A 19,246-nucleotide genomic window follows, 5' to 3' on the forward strand; every position below is an offset into this window, starting at 1 on the left:
ACCTTCCTTTCTCATATTTTTAATGCTTACGCTTCATTTGCTCCATATAAATCAACAGAACAGAAATATCCGCAGGGGATACCCCTGTGATTCTGGAGGCCTGTCCCAGATTTTCCGGACGCACCAGATTCAGCTTTTGTCTTGCCTCCAGGCGCAGTCCCTGTATGGTTTCATAATCCAGCTCCATCGGCAGAAGGCGGCCCTCCAGCTTTTTGAACTGCTCCACCTGCTTGAGCTGCTGGTCGATATAGCCTGCATATTTAATCTGGATATTGACCTGCTCCTGCACATCCTGCGGCAGATCGGGGCGTTCGGGGTCGATTTCCGCCAATGCTTCATAGCTTAACTGCGGACGCTTCAGCAAATCGGAAAGGCGTGCGCCGTTTTTAATCGGTGCCGTGCCGTATTTTTCCAGAAGGGCAAGCACAGGCGCACTCGGTCCCATGGTTACATGCTGTACGCGGTCGATTTCCGCCGCAACAAGACGTTCCTTTTCCAGAAGGGCATCATATCTTTCCTGCGAAATCAAGCCGATTCTGTAGCCGATGGGCGTTAATCTCTGGTCGGCATTATCCTGCCGCAGCAGCAGACGAAATTCCGCGCGGCTTGTCATCATGCGATACGGCTCTCTTGTGCCCTTATTCACGATATCATCAATCAGCACGCCGATATACCCATCAGAACGCTGCAAAACCAGAGGCTCCTTGCCCTGTACGAAATGTGCCGCGTTGATGCCGCCGATAAGCCCCTGCGCCGCCGCTTCCTCATAGCCGGAGGAGCCGTTAAACTGCCCTGCGCTGAACAGACCTGGAATATCCTTGAATTCCAGAGACAATTTCAGCTGTGTTGCATCGATGCAGTCATATTCAATGGCATAGGCAAAGCGCGTAATCTCGCAATGCTCCAGACCGGGAATCGTGCGATACATGGCAATCTGCACATCCTCCGGCAGAGAGGAGCTCATGCCTTGGATATACATCTCCTCAGTATTTTCTCCTTCCGGCTCTACGAAAAGCTGATGGCGTTCCTTATCCGCAAAGCGCACCACCTTATCCTCGATGGAGGGGCAATAGCGAGGGCCTGTTCCCTCAATCACGCCGCCAAACATAGGCGAGCGGTCGAGGTTATCCCGAATAATCTGATGTGTTTTTTCGTTGGTATAGGTCAGCCAACAAAGCACCTGCGGCTTCGCAATATCCTCCGCTGTATGCGCAAAGGAAAACGGCACGATATTTTCATCCCCGTACTGCGGCTGCATTTTCTCTAAATCCAGAGAATTTTTATTCATTCTGGCAGGCGTGCCCGTTTTGAAACGGAATAAATCAATGCCCATTTCTCTGAGCCTTGCGGAAAGCTTCGTGGCAGGCATGAGGTTATTGGGGCCGCTTTCGGTGATATGCTCACCCGTCAGGCAGCGCGCCTTCATATACGTCCCCATGCAAAGCACAGCCGCCTTACAATCGTATACCGCACCTGCGGCAGTCACAACGCCGCTGACTCTGCCATTCTCCATACGGATATCCACGATTTCCGCCTGCTTGATTTTCAGATTGGGGGTATTCTCCAAGCGGTGCTTCATTTCGGACTGATACGCCTGCTTATCTGCCTGCGCGCGCAGGGAATAGACCGCAGGGCCCTTGCCTGTGTTCAGCATTTTTGTCTGGATATAGGTTTTATCGATGACCTTGCCCATCTCGCCGCCCAGCGCATCCACCTCACGCACCAGATGCCCCTTGGAGCTGCCCCCGATGGAGGGATTGCAGGGCATCATAGCGATACTGTCCAGAGAAATGGCAAACAGCACCGTTCGCATGCCGAGGCGTGCCGCCGCAAGTGCCGCCTCACAGCCTGCATGACCGCCGCCGATAACGGCAACATCTATGGTTTCTGCATGATACATATTCAAAATTCCTCTCTTTTTGGATTGGTTATATTTTTTCACTAATACTTTATTTTACACGAAAAAAGAGGGAAACACAATATTCCCTTTAAGTTGAAAGCAGGCTTTCAACTTGTTTGGACAGAAGAATAGACAGATAAGTTCCAGCGGCTAAAAGCCTTGAAACTTCCTGTTTTCCTCGAGTGAGCAAAGCCCCCTCTGCGGATTCCATTCAGGACACTGCGTTTCCCGAACCCTTTCTCATTATTCCCGCAGCTCCTGCAATGCCTTTTTAAACTGCCATACAAATAAAATCAAAGTAGTCGTAACGGCAATGACATCCGCGACAGGCTCCGCCAGAAATACCGCCATAACCTTATTTTCAAAGAAATACGGCAGAATATAAATCAGCGGAATCAGCAGGATAATTTTTCTGTAAATCGCAAGAAACAGCGAGGTTTTCGCATTGCCGATAGCAATAAACGTCTGCTGGCAGGCAATCTGAATCCCCATAACAACGCTCGTTGCCATGAAAATACGCAGTGCCCAGGCAGTATAATCCAGAAAAGCACTATCCTGTGCAAACAGCGTGGCAAGCAGGCGAGGAAAGAGCATCACAATCAGCCACAACGCCGCCGAATAGCCCAGAGAGCATTTCAGCAGAATGGCGAAGGATTCGCGCACGCGCTCCGGCTTTCTTGCCCCGAAGTTATAGCCTGTAATAGGCTGTGCGCCCTGCGAAAGCCCCGAAAGCGGCAGCATGGAAAACTGCATCACGCTTGTCAGAATCGTCATCGCACCAACCGCAGTATCTCCGCCGTATTTCAGCAGAGAGGAATTAAAGCAGATATTCAGAATACTTTCCGTAGACTGCATCACAAAGGGGCTTAACCCCAGCAGCACACAGGGGAGAATAACCCTTCCCTGCAAGCGGAAATTTTTCAGCCTTAATTTCAGCGTGGTTTGCTTTCCCAGCAGGAAGGTCAGCACCCATGTGGCGGAAAGTGCCTGCGAAAGCACCGTTGCCAATGCCGCACCCTTTACCCCCATGCCAAGCACAAAAATAAAAATCGGATCGAGGATGATATTTGTCACCGCGCCGATGAGGGTGGTTTTCATGCTGATTTTGGCAAAGCCCTGCGCCGTAATGAAGGCATTCAGACCTAGCGTCAGCTGCACAAAAATCGTACCGCAGGCGTAAATGCGGATATAATCCATAGCGAAGCCAATCGTATTCCTGCTTGCGCCAAAGGTTAAAAGAAACGGCTTTGCGAACAGCTGAAACAGCACCGTCAGCGTAACGGCAACCAGAATCAGCAGTGCCGCGCAGTTTCCCAGAATCCGCTCCGCTTCCTCCGCATCATTTCTCCCAAGCATAATCGACGCTCTCGGTGCGCCGCCCATCCCTGCAAGCATGGCAAAGGCGGAAATCAGCATAATCAGCGGCATACAAACGCCGACACCTGTCAGCGCCAGCTTTCCCACTTCGGGAATATGCCCGATGTAAATACGATCGACCACGTTATAAAGCACATTTACAATCTGCGCCGTGATGGCAGGTATCGCCAGCTTCCACAGCAGCTTTTTGATGGGCTTTACGCCCAATTCATTTTCCTGTTCCATGTTTTCACCTTACTTACCTAAACAGAACTTGGTAAAGATTCTGTCTATAATTTCTTCGTCACTGGTATCCCCTGTGATTTCGCCCAACGCACGGTTAGCATCCTGCAAATCCATGGAGATAAAATCCTCCGGCATACGCATGGTGATGGTTTCCATGCAATGCTCCATGGCTTCCTTTGCACGATACAGCGCATCCTTATGTCTGGTGTTGCCGAGCATGGCATCCTCCGCCGTTGCGGTATGCCCGTCCAAGAACATATTTTTCAAGGCATCCAGAAGCGCATCAAAGCCATCGTTTTCCTTCACGGAGATAAATAAAATCTGCTCCTGCGGCACATATTCCGCAAGCTCCTCCAGAGAAAGCTTCTGTGCTAAATCCACCTTATTCAGCAGCACAATCGTCTTTTTTCCGCGGATGAAGGAAAGAATTTCCTTATCCTCCTCCTCCAGAGGACGGGAGCCATCCAGCATCATAATGACCAAATCGGCAGTTTCGGCGTAGGCTTTGGATTTTTCCACGCCCATTTTTTCCACCACATCGCCCGTTTCTCGAATCCCTGCGGTATCGACGATTTTAATGGGAATCCCGTCAATATTGAGGTATTCCTCAACGGTATCCCGCGTTGTGCCGGGGATATCGGTCACAATCGCACGATCCTCCTCCAGCAGCCAGTTCAGCAAAGAGGATTTCCCGACATTCGGCTTGCCGACAATGACAGTCTGTAAGCCCTCGCGGATGATTTTGCCGCGGTCTGCGCCTTCGAGCAGCTTTTCCATTCTCGCAAGCAGCTTTTTTGCGCCCTGCTCCATCGTACCGTAGGTTTCCTCCTCCACATCATAATCCGGATAATCAATCACCGCTTCGATAGACGCAATCATATCCAGAATTTCCTCGCGCATTTCGCGAACGGCTGTTTTTAATCTGCCTTCCAGCTGATTGACCGCCGCCTGACGGGATAATTCCGTTTTGGATTCAATCAAATCAATGACAGCCTCTGCCTGCGTCAGGTCGATGCGCCCGTTCAAAAAGCTGCGCTTGGTAAATTCGCCGGGCTGTGCAATACGCGCACCTGTTTTCAGCACCGCCTCCAGCACCCTTCTCGTCACCAGAGAACCGCCGTGGCAGTTGATTTCCACGATATCCTCCTTGGTATAGGTATGGGGCGCTTTCATAACGGAAACCAGTACCTCGTCAATTATTTCACCGCCTGTCCCGTCTGTGATTTTACCGTAGGATAAGGTATGGGTTGCCTTTTCCATCAGCTTCTTTTTGCCGATAAAAATGCTGTCCGCCAATGCGATACAGCCTGCCCCGCTCATGCGCACAATACCGATACCGCCTGTGCCGATGGGCGTGGAGATTGCCGCAATCACATCATCAAGCATATATTCTCTTTTCATAGAAACCTCCTTTCTTGAAGGACTCTGTCCTTCAAACTTCCTGCAAGGGGAATCTGGTCAAAGTATCTTCCTTACAGGAAGACGGCTTTGCCGCCGCCTTATCTTGGCGGTACTCTTACCCCTTGACCCCGATTTGCAGAAACTATCGTTTCTGCGAGAATAAATTATTATATTTTTGCGCCGCAGGCAAATAAAGTTTGGATCAAACCTTTTCAAAGGTTTGCAGGTGTTTGAGGGCAGCGCCCTCAAGGTCTTTTTCGCCTTGCAGGCTGATTTTTAGAGAGTCTGAGAACCTTTTTTGAAGACAAAAAGGTTCTCAGTTATCGCTCTTTTTTAAAACAAAAACCCGCTGTATCCAACAACGGGTTTCGAGTGTCTTATTTCAAGGTAATTACAACATTTCTGTAGGGTTCCTCGCCCTCACTATATGTTGTAACGAATCTGTCATTCTGCAATGCGGAATGGATGATTCTTCTTTCATAAGGATTCATAGGCTCCAGCACAACATTTCTCTTTGTATGCTTAACCTTTTTCGCCAGATTGAAGGCAAGGCTTTCCAGTGTTTCCTTTCTTCTCTGACGATAATTTTCCGTATCCAGCATAACGCTGATATAATAAGGGCTTTTCTTATTGACAACCAGATTTACTAAATACTGTAAAGCATCCAATGTCTGCCCTCTCTTGCCAATGAGGATGCCCATATCATCACCTGTCAGATCAATATACAGGTGCTTGTCCTTCTGCTCTGTTTTGATTTTTACAATCAGCCCCATGCTCAAAAATACTTCTTTTAAGAAGGTTTCCGCTTCCTTTTCGGGATTGAAGTTTTTCTTTACCAGAACAACGGCATCCTTGCTGCCGAACATTCCCAGAAATCCCTTGGAGCCTTCATCAATGACTGTGATATCTACTTCCTCGCGAGCTGCGCCCAGCTCTGCCAAAGCAGCCGCAATGGCATCATCCACAGTCTTTGCGCTTTTTCTAATTTCTTCCATTACTGTGCTGCCTCCTCTGCAAATTTCTTTTTATAATGCTTAGACAAAATTACCTGCTGCAAAATACCGAACAGGTTGGAAATCGTCCAGTACAGACCCAGACCGGCAGGCATATTGATTGCGAATACACCCATCATGATAGGCATGGTATACAGCATAGATTTGGTCATTGCTGCCGCAGGATTGCCAGGGTCGCTGTTCTGGGGGTTCATCATCATCATGATTTTGGACTGCAGCCATGTGGTGACACCTGCCGCAATGGGGATGATGATACCGGGGAAATGCAGCCCTGCCTTACTTACCAGAGGAATGGTCAGGAAGGTTTCAATGCTGCTTTTGGTTGCCAGAAGCGGCACCAGAGAGCTGCCTGCATCGCCGAGGTTTTGCAGGATAACATTCCAATCATCCGGCTTCAGATAGTTAACCAGCATAACCACCTCATTGACCTGCCTCATATCAATGCCATCCTTGATGATAGCAACATTCTTATAGGCATTGGCAAATTCCTGTGCGTAGGGATGGAATACCTCCATTCTCAAGGAAACGGGGATATTTACGATTGCATTTGCAATATCGGTATAATTATGACCGATAACGTCTACATAAACATAGGCATTCTGGAACAGATAGAACAGTGCATACAGAATCGGCAGCTGAATGAGCATCGGCAGACAGCCGCTGACCATGCTTACGCCGTTTTTCTTCTGAAATTCCTGCATTTCAAAAGCCATGCGCTGCTGTGACATCTGATCTGTTTTGCCTTCATATTTCTTCCTGATCTTCATCAGCTCAGGCTGCAGTGCCTGCATTTTAAAAGAAGACTTCTGCTGCTTCACCATCAGAGGAAACAGGATCAGTTTCACGATTAAAGTAAAGATAATAATTGCCAGACCCAAAGAGCCTGCGCTTGTGTTGCTGTGCAAAAGTTCAAACAGCAAATTATACACTTTCCCCATCAGATCGGCGAATGGTCCGACAATCTTACCGGGCTGTCTTACGGAAGGCAATGCTTCCAGCAAATAGGGTAAATAGGACATTTTTTCCTCCTTCAACAAACAATACGAGATCTTCGCCCCGAAGGACAGTTATTTTTCTTTCTTCTCAGGCACGGGATCATAGCCGCCCGCATGGAAGGGGTGGCATTTCAACAGTCTCTTAATGGCCAGATATGTGCCCTTTATCGGCCCAAACCGTGTGATGGCAATATACGCGTACTGGGAGCAGGTAGGGGTGAATCTACAGTTTTTTCCCAGATGCGGCGATATTGCTGCCTGATAGAAACGAATCATCAGCAGAAAGAGCTTCTGAAAAAATAAGGAAACCAGATTTACAAGAGAGATGATTTTCTCCTTCATTGTGTCCCTTCTTCCTTCTCTTCCTTTCTGCCTGCTTCTGATTTTTCCTGACGGTCCTTTCTTTCAGACGCGCTCAGCAGAAGCTGTTGTTTTTTGAAAAGATGCCGCAGGGAACGGCACACCTCATGATAGGACGCAGCAGCGCAGGAAACACGGGCAATGACAACAAAATCATAGCCGGACTTCACTTCCTCCTCCATGCTGCAGTAGCTTTCCCGAATCAGGCGTGTCACATGAGAGCGCACCACGCTCTTGCCCACCTTTTTGCTGACGGAAATCCCCAGCCTGTTGTGGTCATGTGTTCCGTTTTTTACCATATATAATACCAAATGGCGGTTGGCGATGGATTTGCCCTTCTGATATACATGGCGAAACTGAAAATTCTTCTTTAAAGATTCTGTAAACTGCATCACGCAACCCCCCTTTACGGCCGCCGAAAAATTTCTCCATCATGAACAAAAGGCCACACGAAATACGCTGCGGCCTTAAATACACATGAAAAAAATTATGCGGATAATACTTTTCTACCTTTTCTTCTTCTTGCAGCAAGCACTTTTCTGCCGTTTGCTGTTCTCATTCTTTTTCTGAAGCCATGTTCTCTGCTTCTCTGTTTTTTCTTAGGCTGGAATGTCATTTTCATGGTTGTTGCACCTCCTTCAATTTCCGGGTTCTGCTCACCCTTTTTATGAGCACTGCCCCTATTATAGTAAAAAAAGCATGGCACGTCAAGAAAAAATTTTTCAGAAAAGCCCTGTATTCTGCGGATTTGTCCACATTTCCACAGGAATTTCATAAAAAATTTTCGACAGAAAAGGTATATTTAGATTTTTTCAAAAAAGTTTTACTATATCTTGTATACAATATCTGTTTCTGATTTTTTTGGACAAGTTTTTCATTGAACCTGTGGATAACTTTTGCTATACTAAAGACAATCACGCCCTTCTGTATATTTCCACAGGATTCACAGCAACCAGATTATGTTATCCACAGCTTGTGTATAACTTTGTTGATAACTTTTTCTTTTTTGTAAAAAAACTGTGGACTTTCCGTTCGGTAAATTATAGGATAAGCCTGAAAAAGACAGGCTTTGCAGCATTGTGAATTCTGTGCAGAAGGAAAAGAAAGGAAGCTGTGTATAACATTGAAAAAAAAGAGGGTTTTCCCCGTTTTTCACAGGGATATCCCCTCTATCTGTGGATAAGCAGCAGGAAAAAAATAAAAAGAGGAGGTCATTGCATGGAACTGGAACAGATTTGGGAAGAAGCACTCAAAATGATTGAAGAAGAAACCTCTCCTGTCAGCTTCGCAACCTGGATTCAGCCGATTGTCCCCTGTGGCATTATCGGGAATAAAATTATTTTGCAGGTAAAGGAATCCTTTCTCAAGGAGATCATTGAAAAACGGCACCTGCCGCTGATTCGCACTGCGATTAAAATGGTAACAAAAAACGAATATGACATCATGATTACGACGGAGGAGGAGCAGAAGGCAGGCAATCTCCATAACCTCGCGGCGGAAAAGCCCGCAGAAAATGAGCTTGCAAGAAACCTGAACCCGAAATATGTATTCGATTCCTTTGTTGTCGGCAACAGCAACCGTATGGCGCATGCCGCATCCCTTGCCGTTGCGGAATCTCCGGCACAGGCGTATAATCCCCTGTTTTTATACGGCAATTCCGGGCTTGGCAAAACGCACCTGATGCACTCCATCGGGCATTTTATTCTGGATCGTAATCCACAGGCGAAGGTGCTGTATGTCACAAGCGAAACCTTCACAAATGAGCTGATTAATTCCATCCAGAACAATAAAAACGAGGAATTTCGGAATAAATACCGCAATATCGACGTGCTGATGATTGACGATATTCAGTTTATTTCCAAAAAGGAAGGGACACAGGAGGAATTTTTCCATACCTTTAATGCGCTTTATGAATCGAATAAACAAATTATCATTTCCTCCGACCGTCCGCCGAAGGAGATTAAGACACTGGAGGACAGACTGCGCAGCCGTTTTGAATGGGGTCTGATTGCAGATGTACAGCCGCCGGATTATGAGACAAGAATCGCGATTTTGAAGAAAAAAGCGGAGCGAGATAACCTGACCGTGCCGGATGATGTAATGGCGTATATTGCGAAGAATATCGCATCGAATATCCGAGAGCTGGAGGGTGCTTTAACCAGAATTGTTGCCTTTGCAACGCTGACAAATCAGGATATCTCCATTGCACTGGCGGAGAACAGCTTAAAGGATATCTTCAGTGAAAATTCCGCGACACCATTGACACCGGAGCTGATTCAGCAGGTGGTAGCGGAATATTATAACATTCGTGTGGAGGATATTCAGGGGAGTAAAAAGCCGAAGAATATCGCATTTCCGAGACAGGTATCAATGTATCTTTGCCGGAAGCTATTGGATATTTCCCTGCCGAAGATTGGCGAGAGCTTTGGCGGCAGGGATCATACAACGGTGATTTATGCCATCTCAAAGATTGAGAAGCAGCTGGAGAGTGACGAGGGCTTACAAAAAACCGTCCATGCGTTAGAGAAGGAAATCAAGGAATCGTAAAAGCTTTCCTTAGGGACGCTGTCCCTAAGAACCCTGGCAGGGGAATCATTCCCCTGCACCCCGATTTGCAGAAACTATCGTTTCTGCGGAATAAATAAATAAGAATAAAACGCCATAGGCAAATAATTCCTCAGGGACTCCGTCCCTAAGAACCCTGCTAAGGGGGTAACCCCCTTAGAACCCTATACTTTCACAAAACTGCGTTTTGTGAAGGGAGATAAATAGGAATAAAACGCCGTAGGCAAATGGGGTTCCAAGGGAATCATTCCCTTGGTGGGGTTTGGGGCAACGCCCCATAAAAAGCGCCTTCCAAGCGTGTTTTTGAAGGGTAGGTACGGAACGTACCGTAGGGAAACTTTTCACAAGTGAAAAAAGTTTCCCCAAAAAGAAATTCATCCACAATCATACTGTTAGCCGACTATGGACAACCTGTGGATAAATAAACGAAAAATCAACGTATTGTGGAAAACGTGGATAACCGAAGCTGTTGTTTTAAGTTGTCCACAGGGTTTTCCAAATATGGTTTTCCCTGTCGTTTCGGGCTAAAGCGGAGTTTTCCACAACTTCACAGCCCCTACTACTACGACTACGGATCAAATCTTTTATATCTTACTTACACATGTGAACAAAGGAGTTGTACACAACCATGAAATTAACATGCAGCAAGGATTTACTGTTACAGTATATCAATATTGTAAATAAAGCGGTCTCCAACCGCACAACATTACCCATTCTGGAATGTATTTTATTAACCGCCAACGAAAGAGGCTTTATTATGACAGGCAACGATCTGGAAATCGGCATCCGTACCGCACCAATCGAAGCAGAAATTCAGGAAGCCGGTGAGGTTGCCATTGAAGCGCGTATCTTCAACGAAATTGTCCGCCGTTTAAACGGGGAATCCGTGACGATTGCCACAGATGAAGACTACGCCGTAACCATTGTCAGCGGTTCCTCTGAGTTTAAAATTATGGGGCAGAGCGGCGAGGATTTCCCGACCCTGCCGGAGGTGGAACAGGAAAGGCTGTATTCTATGGAGCAGGCAAAGCTGCGCGACATGATTCGGCAGACGATTTTCTCCATTGCGCAGGATGGCTCCAAGCCTGTACTGACCGGGGAATTGTTTGAGCTGCGGAGCAATTCCGTTCATGTGGTTTCTGTGGACGGTTATCGTATTTCCTTCCGCAAAAACAGCCTTTTGACCGGCAGCGGAGATACAGATGTTATTGTACCCGGCAAGACCTTAGCCGAGCTGAACAAAATCCTCTCTCAGGAGGAGGATGATACTCTTTCCATCTATCTGACAGAAAAGCACATCCTTTTCGATTTAGGGACGGCTGTTATGGTTTCCCGCCTGATTGAGGGGGATTTCATCCGTTATGCACAGTCCTTCTCCGAGGACTATAAAACAAAGGTGGTTATCAACAAAAGCGAGCTGATTCAGGCATTGGAACGTGCCTCTCTGGTTTCCAGAGATAACCGCAAAACGCCTGTCCGTCTGATGATTCGCGCAAATGGCATGGATATCACCGCAAGAAGTGATATGGGGACCGCGCATGAAAACGTAACCGCAGAGGTCGAAGGAGATGATCTGGCAATCGCTTTCAACCCCAGATATCTGATTGAAGCGCTGCGCTCCATTGAGGAGGAAACCGTAAAAATGATTTTCATGGCATCCCTCAGCCCCTGCACGATTTTGCCGGAGGAAGGGGATTCCTTTAAATATCTGATTTTGCCGCTACGGATGTAAAAGGAGGAGAACAATATGAACAAGGTGTATATTCATACAGAATTTATCAAGTTGCAGCAGGTACTGAAGCTGGCAGGGCTGATTGACCAAGGCTCTGATGTGAAATATTTTCTTTCGCAGGGAAAGGTGCTTGTAAACGGCGAGGTTGCAACGGAACGCGGTAAAAAAATCCGCCATGGGGATATTGTGGAATTGAAGGGTGTCGGCTCTGTTGAGGTGGAGCTGGAAGCCTGAAAAGCAGAAAATCTTGATTTATGTCAAGAATAAATATGCATTAATTATGTATTTTTAGGAGTGAATCGGGATGTTTACAAGACCGAAAAACGGCTGGACGGAAATCCATCTGGAGGACTTCGAGGGACTGGGCAGTTATATACAGGACATCCCTGTTATGGTATTGGACAGGGGTGTCCAGTCTGTACAGGAGCGGACACCCTTAAAACTATGGTTTGACGAGGAGGAGTCCGTCTTTACACTGACAGCGGATGAGGAAACAAAAATCGTCACAGAGGGTGAATTCGGTGCGGAGGAATACAATATTAAGTGTTCTAAGCTGGATTTAATTCGTGAAATAAAAAACGATATCGAGAAATATTTTTCCGACTGGGTGACCTTTTCTGAGGACTATGCCTATGCCGAGGAGGAAGCCGAGGCGCAGGAAATTTATCAAAAACGAGAAAAAATGCTGAAGAAAAAGCTTGCTGCACTGGAGGCGGCACTGCAAAAATATACGGAATAAATTTATATTTATAAAAAATAGGTGAAGCAATATGTATATCACGGAGATTTTCCTACAGGGATTCCGCAATCTTTCACAACTGCATATCGAGCCTTCTGAGGGAATCAATGTGATTTACGGCAGCAATGCACAGGGGAAAACGAATTTTCTGGAATCGCTGTATTTCTGCGCGATGGGGCGCTCCATGCGCGGCAAAAGCGATCAGCAGCTGATTGCCTTTGATGCACAGGAAAGCCATATCCGCCTTCTGGTGCAGACGCAGAATCGCAGGGATAAAATTGATGTGCATTTAAAGCAGAATGAAAAAAAGGGTATTGCCGTTAATGGTCTGCCCGTCAAGCGTCTGGGAGAGCTGTTCGGCACGCTTTATGCCGTTATTTTTTCTCCGGAGGATTTATCTCTGGTAAAGGATGCTCCGACGGAGCGCCGCCGCTTTCTGGATATGGAGCTTTGCCAGCTGAGCAGGGTCTATTATTACGATTTGCAGCAGTATTATCGGATTCTGAAGCAGCGGAATAATCTGCTCAAGGAAATACAAAAAAAGCCATCCTTGCAGGAAACGCTTTTTGTCTGGAACGAACAGATGGTGGAATACGGCGAGCGCATTATTGCCGCCAGAAGGCGTTTTTTGGTGCGTCTGGATGAAATTGCGGCGGAAAAGCTTGCGCGGCTGACAGGCGGCAGAGACAGCCTGCAAACGCTTTATAAACCAAACTGCGAGGAGGGATCGTTTGCCGAGCGGCTGCACCGCAATCTGGAGCGCGATATTCTTTTCGGGGCAACCCAGAGCGGCCCGCATAAGGATGACATCAGCTTTCTGGTGAACGGCAGGGAGGCAAAGGTCTACGGCTCTCAGGGGCAGCAGCGGACAACCGCCCTTGCGGCGCGTCTGGCAGAGATTGACCTGATTCGGGAGGAAACGGGAGAATTACCCGTTCTGCTTCTGGATGATGTGTTTTCGGAGCTGGATGAAAGCCGCCAGAAATATCTTCTGGAAAGCATTGACGGCTTGCAGGCGTTTGTGACCTGCACAGGGATTGAGGATTCTGTCCGAAAATATATCAGCAGGGATAATTTATTTTATGTCGAAAACGGAAATATCATACCGCAAAAGGAAAACAGGCACTGAGAAAAAAATATCTCAATGCCTGTTTTTTGTTTTTTCTGATACGCTTTATAACAGAAAAAACAATGACATAACGGGAAAAAAACAGCAGGCTGAAAATTTTTCCGGCAGAGCGGCTATAATAAAGTAGGAATTTTGAAAAAAATAGTATAAAAATACACGCAAAACATTGAAAAATCAATGAAAAAATGCTATAATTTCACTATGTTATTTTGAGGCGGAATTGATGGAAAGAGAAAGTCATTTTTGTTCTTTCTTTTTTTCTTGCCAAAAAAATTATGCGAAAAAATGAATCGAAAGAGAGGGATTTGATGTCTTCTGAATATAATGCAAATCAAATTCAGGTTCTGGAAGGGCTGGAGGCGGTGCGAAAGCGCCCCGGTATGTATATCGGTTCCACCAGCGCAAAGGGTCTGCATCATTTGGTTTATGAAATTGTAGATAACTCCGTGGATGAAGCGCTTGCAGGGTTCTGTAACGAGATTACCGTAAAAATCCACCCCGATAATTCCATTTCCGTTATGGATAACGGGCGCGGCATTCCCGTTGATATCAATGACCAGAAAGGCATGAGCGCGCTGCAGATGGTATTTACGATTTTGCATGCAGGCGGTAAATTCGGCGGCGGCGGATATAAGGTTTCCGGCGGTCTGCACGGCGTTGGTGCGTCTGTTGTAAATGCGTTGTCCGAATGGCTTGTGGTGCAGGTGCATCGGGATGGGAAAATTCATGAGCAGAAATATACCCGTGGGGATGTTGCAGAGCCGCTGACTGTTGTGGGCGAAACCGAGATCACAGGGACGTATGTGCATTTTCTGCCGGATGATACGATTTTTGAGGAAACCGTTTTTGATTATGATGTGCTGAAGCAGCGGTTCCGCGAAACGGCTTTTCTGACAAAGGGGCTGAAAATTAACCTTGCCGATTTGCGCGAGGGCATGGAGCAGGAGCATTCCTTCCACTATGAGGGCGGCATCAAGGAATTCGTACATTTTCTGAATCATAGCCGTCAGCCGTTGTATGATACGATTTTCTATGCTTCCGGCAAGAAGGATGGCGTTCTGGTTGAGGTTGCATTCCAGCATAATGACGGCTATACGGAAAGCATTTTCACCTTCGTGAATAATATCAATACCCCTGATGGCGGCACGCATCTGGTGGGCTTTAAATCGGGGCTGACAAAGACACTGAACGATTATGGCAAGAAGGCAGGCATCATAAAGGATGCAGATAAAAAGCTTTCTGGCGAGGATGTCAGAGAGGGCATCACCGCCGTTGTCAGTATTAAGGTAGAGGACCCGCAGTTTGAAGGGCAGACAAAGGCAAAGCTTGGCACAAGCGAAGCGAAGGGCGCAGTGGAAAGCGTTCTGAGCGAATATCTGACCTATTTTCTGGAGGAAAACCCGAACATCGGCAAAACCATCATCGAAAAGGGCATGATGGCCTCCAGAGCCAGAGACGCTGCCAGAAAGGCAAGAGAGCTGGTGCGCCGCAAAACGGGTCTGGAAAATACGCGTATGCCCGGTAAGCTGACAGACTGCACGAGCCGCGACCCCTATGAATGTGAAATTTATATCGTCGAAGGGAACTCCGCAGGCGGCTCTGCCATTAAGGCGAGAGACCCCAGAACACAGGCGGTTCTGCCCCTGCGCGGCAAGATTCTGAATGTGGAAAAGGCAAGACTGGACAGAATTCTCAATTCCGAGGAAATCCGCAATATGATTACCGCCTTCGGTACGGGGATTTCAGATGATTTTGATATGTCTAAGCTGCGGTATCATAAAATCGTTATCATGACCGATGCCGACGTAGACGGCGCACACATCAGAACCCTGCTGCTGACATTCTTCTATCGCTATATGCCGCAGCTCATCGAGGGCGGTAAGGTATATGTGGCACAGCCGCCGCTGTATCGCGTGGAGAAGAATAAACAGCATTATTATGTGTATGACGATATGCAGCTTGAGGCGCTGTATCAGGAAATCGGCAGAACAGGGATTAAGGACGTACAGCGGTATAAGGGTCTGGGGGAAATGGACTTCGACCAGCTGAGAGATACGACAATGGCGGTGGAGCATAGAATTCTGAAATTGGTGACGATTGATGATGCAGTGCTTGCGGATCAGGTTTTCAGTATGCTGATGGGGGATGAGGTAGAACCCAGAAAGATTTTCATTGAGGAAAATGCGCAGTATGCTGAGATGGATTTTTAACGAGCATAGCTCGTAAGAAAAAAGCTCAGCCTTCGGCTTCAAGCCTTTTTCTTGTTGAAACAGAGGTTAAACTGATAAGTTCCGGCGGTGTAAACACCTTGAAACTTCCAGTTTTCCTCGAGTGGGCAAAGCCCCCCCTGCGGATTCCGGTTGGAAAACCCTTTGTTTTCCAAACCTTTCTGCGGCGTGATAAATCAGAATTAAATCTTATATTTCTGAAAGAAATGTAAGATTTGTATAAAGTTTAGGTCAAGCCTTTTCAAAGGCTTGCGGAGGGTGAGGCAGAGCCTCACGGTCTTAAGAGGTGAACGTATGAGTGACGAAAATAAAGAGATAGACAAGGTCATAACCATAGACATCAATAAAGAGATGCAGAAATGCTACATCGACTATGCGATGAGCGTTATTGTTGCCCGTGCATTACCCGATGTGCGTGACGGCTTAAAGCCTGTACAGCGGCGTATCCTGTACTCTATGAATGAAATGAATTTGGACCCGAATAAGGGCTATCGTAAATCCGCGCGTATTGTCGGGGATACTATGGGTAAATATCACCCCCATGGTGACAGCTCCATTTATCAGGCAATGGTGCGTATGGCGCAGAATTTCTCCATGCGCTATATGCTGGTAGACGGGCACGGGAACTTCGGCTCTATTGACGGCTATGGCGCAGCTGCCAGCCGTTATACCGAGGCGCGCATGTCCAAGATTACGGCGGAAATGCTGGCGGATATCGAGAAGGATACCGTTGATTTTGTGCCGAACTATGACGAAAACGAGAAAGAACCCACAGTCCTGCCTGCGCGTATTCCAAACCTGTTGGTAAACGGCTCAAGCGGTATCGCGGTTGGTATGGCGACGAATATTCCGCCGCATAACCTCGGCGAAGTCATTGACGGCGTAGTCTGCATGATTGAGAATAAAATCGAGGGCAGAGAAACCGATGTGGAAGAATTAATGCAATACATCAAAGGGCCCGATTTCCCCACAGGCGCAAATATCCTTGGGAAAAGCGGGATTCGTGCGGCGTACCGCACCGGGCGCGGTAAGATTATTGTGCGCTCCACAGCGGAGATTGAAACGCATAACGGCAGAGAACGTATTGTCATCACTGAAATTCCGTATATGGTCAATAAGCTGCGTCTGCTGGAAAAAATCGGCGAGCTGGCGAAGGAAAAGCGTGTGGAGGGCATCAGCGATCTGAACGATGCCTCTGCCGGCGATGATATCAAGATTATCATTGATATCAAGAAGGACTATAACGCAAATGTCATTCTGAACCAGCTGTATAAATATACATCCTTGCAGGAATCCTTCGGTGCAAATATGCTTGCACTGGTGGATGGCAAGCCTGTTGTTTTGAATTTGCAGCAGATGCTTGCGGAATATCTGAAGCATCAGGAAAATGTTGTTACCAGAAGAACACGCTTTGATCTGGATAAGGCGGAAAAAAGAGCGCATATTCTGGAGGGCCTGCGGATTGCGATTGACAACATTGATGAGGTGATTCGCATCATCCGCACAAGTTATGATAATGCAAAGGAGCGACTGATGGAACGCTTCAGCCTGTCTGATTTGCAGGCACAGGCGATTCTGGAAATGCAGCTGCGCCGTTTGCAGGGTCTGGAAAAGGAAAAAATCGATGCGGAATATGCAGAACTGCAAAAGAAGATTGCGTATTACAAGACCATTCTGGCGGATGAAAAGCTGCTGCTTGGTGTAATCAAGGATGAAATTACGGCGATTAAGGAGAAATATGCCGATGAACGCCGCACAAAGCTGATGCAGAATCCCGGCGAAATTGATGTGGAGGATTTGATTGAGGAGGAAACCTGCGTATTTACGCTGTCGAATCTGAATTATGTAAAGCGCACCCCTCTGGATACCTATAAGAGCCAGAACCGCGGCGGCAGAGGGATTATCGGGATGCAGACAAGGGAGGAGGATTTTGTAAAAGACCTGTTCCTTGCATCCACACATGATACCCTGCTGTTCTTTACCAGCCGCGGCAAGGTGTATCGCATGAAGGGCTACGAAATTCCCGAAGCCGGCAGAACGGCAAGAGGGGTTGCCATCGTGAACCTTCTGGAGATTGATGCGGATGAAAAAATCATGGCGGTGATTCCTGCAAATGAATTCCGCGAGGATCAGTATCTTGTGATGGTGACAAAGCAAGGCTTAATCAAGAAAACAGATATGACCAGCTTTGCAAATATCCGCAAGAGCGGTCTGATTGCGCTGAATCTGCGCGAGGAGGATGACCTGATTTCCGTAATGACAACAGACGGCAGGGATGAAATTTTCGTGGCAACACGCAGCGGTATGGGCATTAAGTTCTCCGAGGAGGATGTTCGTCCCATGGGTAGAACCGCAACAGGGGTAAAGGCGATTACACTGAAGGAGGACGATTATGTTGTTTCCGCAGTGAAGATTGACCCCGAAGGGCAGCTTCTGAATGTAACCGAAAACGGCTACGGCAAGCGCACCACAACGGATAAATTTAATTTGCAGCACCGCGGCGGCAAGGGCTTGAAGGTTCATCAGCTGACAGAAAAAACTGGACAGCTGACCGGCGTGCTGATGGTCGGTGAAAATGATGAGCTGATGCTGATTACCTCCGAGGGGGTTATCATCCGCCTGCGCGGCAGAGAAATTTCCAGCTACAACAGAGATTCGCAGGGCGTGAAGCTGATGAATCTGGATGACGGCGTGAGCGTGGTCGGCATTGCGAAGATTTCCGAGGAGGATATTGAGGAGGAAGCCGAAGAAACAGCCGCAGAAGCAGAGAAAACAGAAGTAGAATAAGCAAAAAAACAAAGGGATATCGGTGAAGTATGCCGATATCCTTTTTTACGAACAGAAGAAACGGCAGAAAAAGGAGGAAAGCCCATGCGGCGGCGGATTTATGAAATGATTGAAAAGGGAGAGCAGGAGGACAAAATCAGCCTGTATTATGACCGATTTATGATTTTCTGCATTATTGCAAGCGTACTGCCTCTTTGTGTGAAAAACAGCACAAATCCCGTATTTTATCGGATTGACCGCATAACGGTGTTTATTTTCATCATAGATTATCTGCTCAGATGGGGCACAGCGGATTTTAAGCTGAAGGGGGAAAAGCCCTTTTTGCGTTATCCGTTTACGTTTTTTGCCGTGGTTGACCTGATTGCGATTCTTTCCTCTCTGACACCGCTGTATTCGACGCTGAAGGCGGTGCGTATCCTGCGTCTGCCAAAGTGCATGAAGCCCTTAAAGATTCTGCGCTATTCCAAGGGATTTCATCTGATGATGCAGGTGATTCATAAGGAAAAGGATAACCTTTTCACGATTGGGCTTCTGGCAGTTGGGTATATCCTTCTGTCGGCGTTGATATTATTTCAGGTTGAGCCGGATACCTTCGCAAGCTTTCTGGATGCGGTCTATTGGGCGACCATCACGCTGACAACGGTCGGCTATGGGGATATTTGCCCTGCGACGAGCATCGGCAAAATCATTGCCATTGTGACCTCTTTTGTGGGAATTGCGGTGTTCGCTCTGCCGACAGGCATTATTACGGCAGGCTATCTGGCGGAGCTGAAACCAAAGCATAAACGATAACGG

16 protein-coding genes are annotated in these 19,246 nt (G+C 47.3%); 8 read left to right on the top strand and 8 right to left on the bottom strand.

From position 1 onward, the window contains the following. Window positions 1-19: 19 nt before the first annotated feature. The 8 genes from mnmG to rpmH form a co-directional block, all read right to left on the bottom strand. Entirely contained in the window at window positions 20-1,900 is a 1,881-nt protein-coding gene (gene mnmG / locus GPK49_RS07460) for a tRNA uridine-5-carboxymethylaminomethyl(34) synthesis enzyme MnmG (protein WP_215677213.1), read from the bottom strand. Window positions 1,901-2,143: 243 nt separating this feature from the next. Beyond that, window positions 2,144-3,502: an MATE family efflux transporter gene (locus tag GPK49_RS07465; protein WP_215677215.1), complete on the bottom strand. Its 1,359-nt coding sequence runs from the start codon at window positions 3,500-3,502 to the stop codon at window positions 2,144-2,146. A gap of 9 nt (window positions 3,503-3,511) precedes the next feature. Next, window positions 3,512-4,903, bottom strand: a complete 1,392-nt coding sequence (gene mnmE / locus GPK49_RS07470) for a tRNA uridine-5-carboxymethylaminomethyl(34) synthesis GTPase MnmE (protein ID WP_318283874.1) — start codon at window positions 4,901-4,903, stop codon at window positions 3,512-3,514. A gap of 377 nt (window positions 4,904-5,280) precedes the next feature. Beyond that, entirely contained in the window at window positions 5,281-5,898 is a 618-nt protein-coding gene (gene jag, locus GPK49_RS07475; protein WP_118581490.1) for an RNA-binding cell elongation regulator Jag/EloR, read from the bottom strand. Continuing rightward, entirely contained in the window at window positions 5,898-6,935 is a 1,038-nt protein-coding gene (locus GPK49_RS07480; protein ID WP_016407220.1) for a YidC/Oxa1 family membrane protein insertase, read from the bottom strand. Before GPK49_RS07480 ends, jag begins: the two co-directional genes overlap by 1 nt. A 48-nt stretch (window positions 6,936-6,983) precedes the next feature. After that, window positions 6,984-7,253 (bottom strand): membrane protein insertion efficiency factor YidD, encoded by a 270-nt coding sequence (gene yidD / locus GPK49_RS07485; RefSeq protein ID WP_016407221.1) that lies wholly within the window; start codon window positions 7,251-7,253, stop codon window positions 6,984-6,986. Beyond that, the gene (rnpA, locus tag GPK49_RS07490; protein WP_215677217.1) at window positions 7,250-7,663 is read right to left on the bottom strand and encodes a ribonuclease P protein component; all 414 of its coding nucleotides are present in this window, start codon (window positions 7,661-7,663) and stop codon (window positions 7,250-7,252) included. The genes yidD and rnpA overlap by 4 nt, the downstream gene beginning before the upstream one ends. Window positions 7,664-7,758: 95 nt before the next feature. Further along, complete coding sequence (rpmH, locus tag GPK49_RS07495; RefSeq protein WP_118581535.1) at window positions 7,759-7,893, bottom strand: 50S ribosomal protein L34; 135 nt, start codon at window positions 7,891-7,893, stop codon at window positions 7,759-7,761. 596 nt (window positions 7,894-8,489) lie between these two features. Here rpmH and dnaA point away from each other — a divergent pair. The 8 genes from dnaA (at window position 8,490) to GPK49_RS07535 (ending at window position 19,243) form a co-directional block, all read left to right on the top strand. Then, window positions 8,490-9,818, top strand: coding sequence for a chromosomal replication initiator protein DnaA (dnaA, locus tag GPK49_RS07500; RefSeq protein ID WP_016407223.1), 1,329 nt, complete (start codon window positions 8,490-8,492; stop codon window positions 9,816-9,818). A gap of 646 nt (window positions 9,819-10,464) precedes the next feature. Beyond that, window positions 10,465-11,568: a DNA polymerase III subunit beta gene (gene dnaN / locus GPK49_RS07505; protein ID WP_215677225.1), complete on the top strand. Its 1,104-nt coding sequence runs from the start codon at window positions 10,465-10,467 to the stop codon at window positions 11,566-11,568. A gap of 15 nt (window positions 11,569-11,583) precedes the next feature. Continuing rightward, on the top strand, window positions 11,584-11,802 hold the full coding sequence (locus tag GPK49_RS07510) for an RNA-binding S4 domain-containing protein (RefSeq protein WP_016407225.1): 219 nt from the start codon (window positions 11,584-11,586) through the stop codon (window positions 11,800-11,802). Between the two features lie 70 nt (window positions 11,803-11,872). Next, window positions 11,873-12,307: a hypothetical protein gene (locus GPK49_RS07515; RefSeq protein ID WP_016407226.1), complete on the top strand. Its 435-nt coding sequence runs from the start codon at window positions 11,873-11,875 to the stop codon at window positions 12,305-12,307. A gap of 31 nt (window positions 12,308-12,338) precedes the next feature. Beyond that, complete coding sequence (gene recF / locus GPK49_RS07520; RefSeq protein ID WP_215677227.1) at window positions 12,339-13,436, top strand: DNA replication/repair protein RecF; 1,098 nt, start codon at window positions 12,339-12,341, stop codon at window positions 13,434-13,436. 308 nt (window positions 13,437-13,744) lie between these two features. Beyond that, a complete protein-coding gene (gene gyrB, locus GPK49_RS07525; RefSeq protein ID WP_016407228.1) occupies window positions 13,745-15,646 on the top strand; it encodes a DNA topoisomerase (ATP-hydrolyzing) subunit B in 1,902 nt (633 codons plus the stop codon). 312 nt (window positions 15,647-15,958) lie between these two features. Further along, entirely contained in the window at window positions 15,959-18,451 is a 2,493-nt protein-coding gene (gene gyrA / locus GPK49_RS07530) for a DNA gyrase subunit A (RefSeq protein WP_016407229.1), read from the top strand. Window positions 18,452-18,535: 84 nt separating this feature from the next. Then, on the top strand, window positions 18,536-19,243 hold the full coding sequence (locus tag GPK49_RS07535; RefSeq protein ID WP_016407230.1) for an ion transporter: 708 nt from the start codon (window positions 18,536-18,538) through the stop codon (window positions 19,241-19,243). Window positions 19,244-19,246: the final 3 nt, after the last annotated feature.

This window comes from Clostridium sp. MCC345 (assembly GCF_018785345.1).
GTDB lineage: Bacteria > Bacillota > Clostridia > Lachnospirales > Anaerotignaceae > Anaerotignum_A > Anaerotignum_A faecicola.

Coding starts and splice junctions, on each gene's coding strand:
- mnmG (WP_215677213.1), bottom strand. CDS start 1,900: ATGTATCATGCAGAAACCATAGATGTTGCCGTTATCGGCGGCGGTCAT.
- GPK49_RS07465 (WP_215677215.1), bottom strand. CDS start 3,502: ATGGAACAGGAAAATGAATTGGGCGTAAAGCCCATCAAAAAGCTGCTG.
- mnmE (WP_318283874.1), bottom strand. CDS start 4,903: ATGAAAAGAGAATATATGCTTGATGATGTGATTGCGGCAATCTCCACG.
- jag (WP_118581490.1), bottom strand. CDS start 5,898: ATGGAAGAAATTAGAAAAAGCGCAAAGACTGTGGATGATGCCATTGCG.
- GPK49_RS07480 (WP_016407220.1), bottom strand. CDS start 6,935: ATGTCCTATTTACCCTATTTGCTGGAAGCATTGCCTTCCGTAAGACAG.
- yidD (WP_016407221.1), bottom strand. CDS start 7,253: ATGAAGGAGAAAATCATCTCTCTTGTAAATCTGGTTTCCTTATTTTTT.
- rnpA (WP_215677217.1), bottom strand. CDS start 7,663: ATGCAGTTTACAGAATCTTTAAAGAAGAATTTTCAGTTTCGCCATGTA.
- rpmH (WP_118581535.1), bottom strand. CDS start 7,893: ATGAAAATGACATTCCAGCCTAAGAAAAAACAGAGAAGCAGAGAACAT.
- dnaA (WP_016407223.1), top strand. CDS start 8,490: ATGGAACTGGAACAGATTTGGGAAGAAGCACTCAAAATGATTGAAGAA.
- dnaN (WP_215677225.1), top strand. CDS start 10,465: ATGAAATTAACATGCAGCAAGGATTTACTGTTACAGTATATCAATATT.
- GPK49_RS07510 (WP_016407225.1), top strand. CDS start 11,584: ATGAACAAGGTGTATATTCATACAGAATTTATCAAGTTGCAGCAGGTA.
- GPK49_RS07515 (WP_016407226.1), top strand. CDS start 11,873: ATGTTTACAAGACCGAAAAACGGCTGGACGGAAATCCATCTGGAGGAC.
- recF (WP_215677227.1), top strand. CDS start 12,339: ATGTATATCACGGAGATTTTCCTACAGGGATTCCGCAATCTTTCACAA.
- gyrB (WP_016407228.1), top strand. CDS start 13,745: ATGTCTTCTGAATATAATGCAAATCAAATTCAGGTTCTGGAAGGGCTG.
- gyrA (WP_016407229.1), top strand. CDS start 15,959: ATGAGTGACGAAAATAAAGAGATAGACAAGGTCATAACCATAGACATC.
- GPK49_RS07535 (WP_016407230.1), top strand. CDS start 18,536: ATGCGGCGGCGGATTTATGAAATGATTGAAAAGGGAGAGCAGGAGGAC.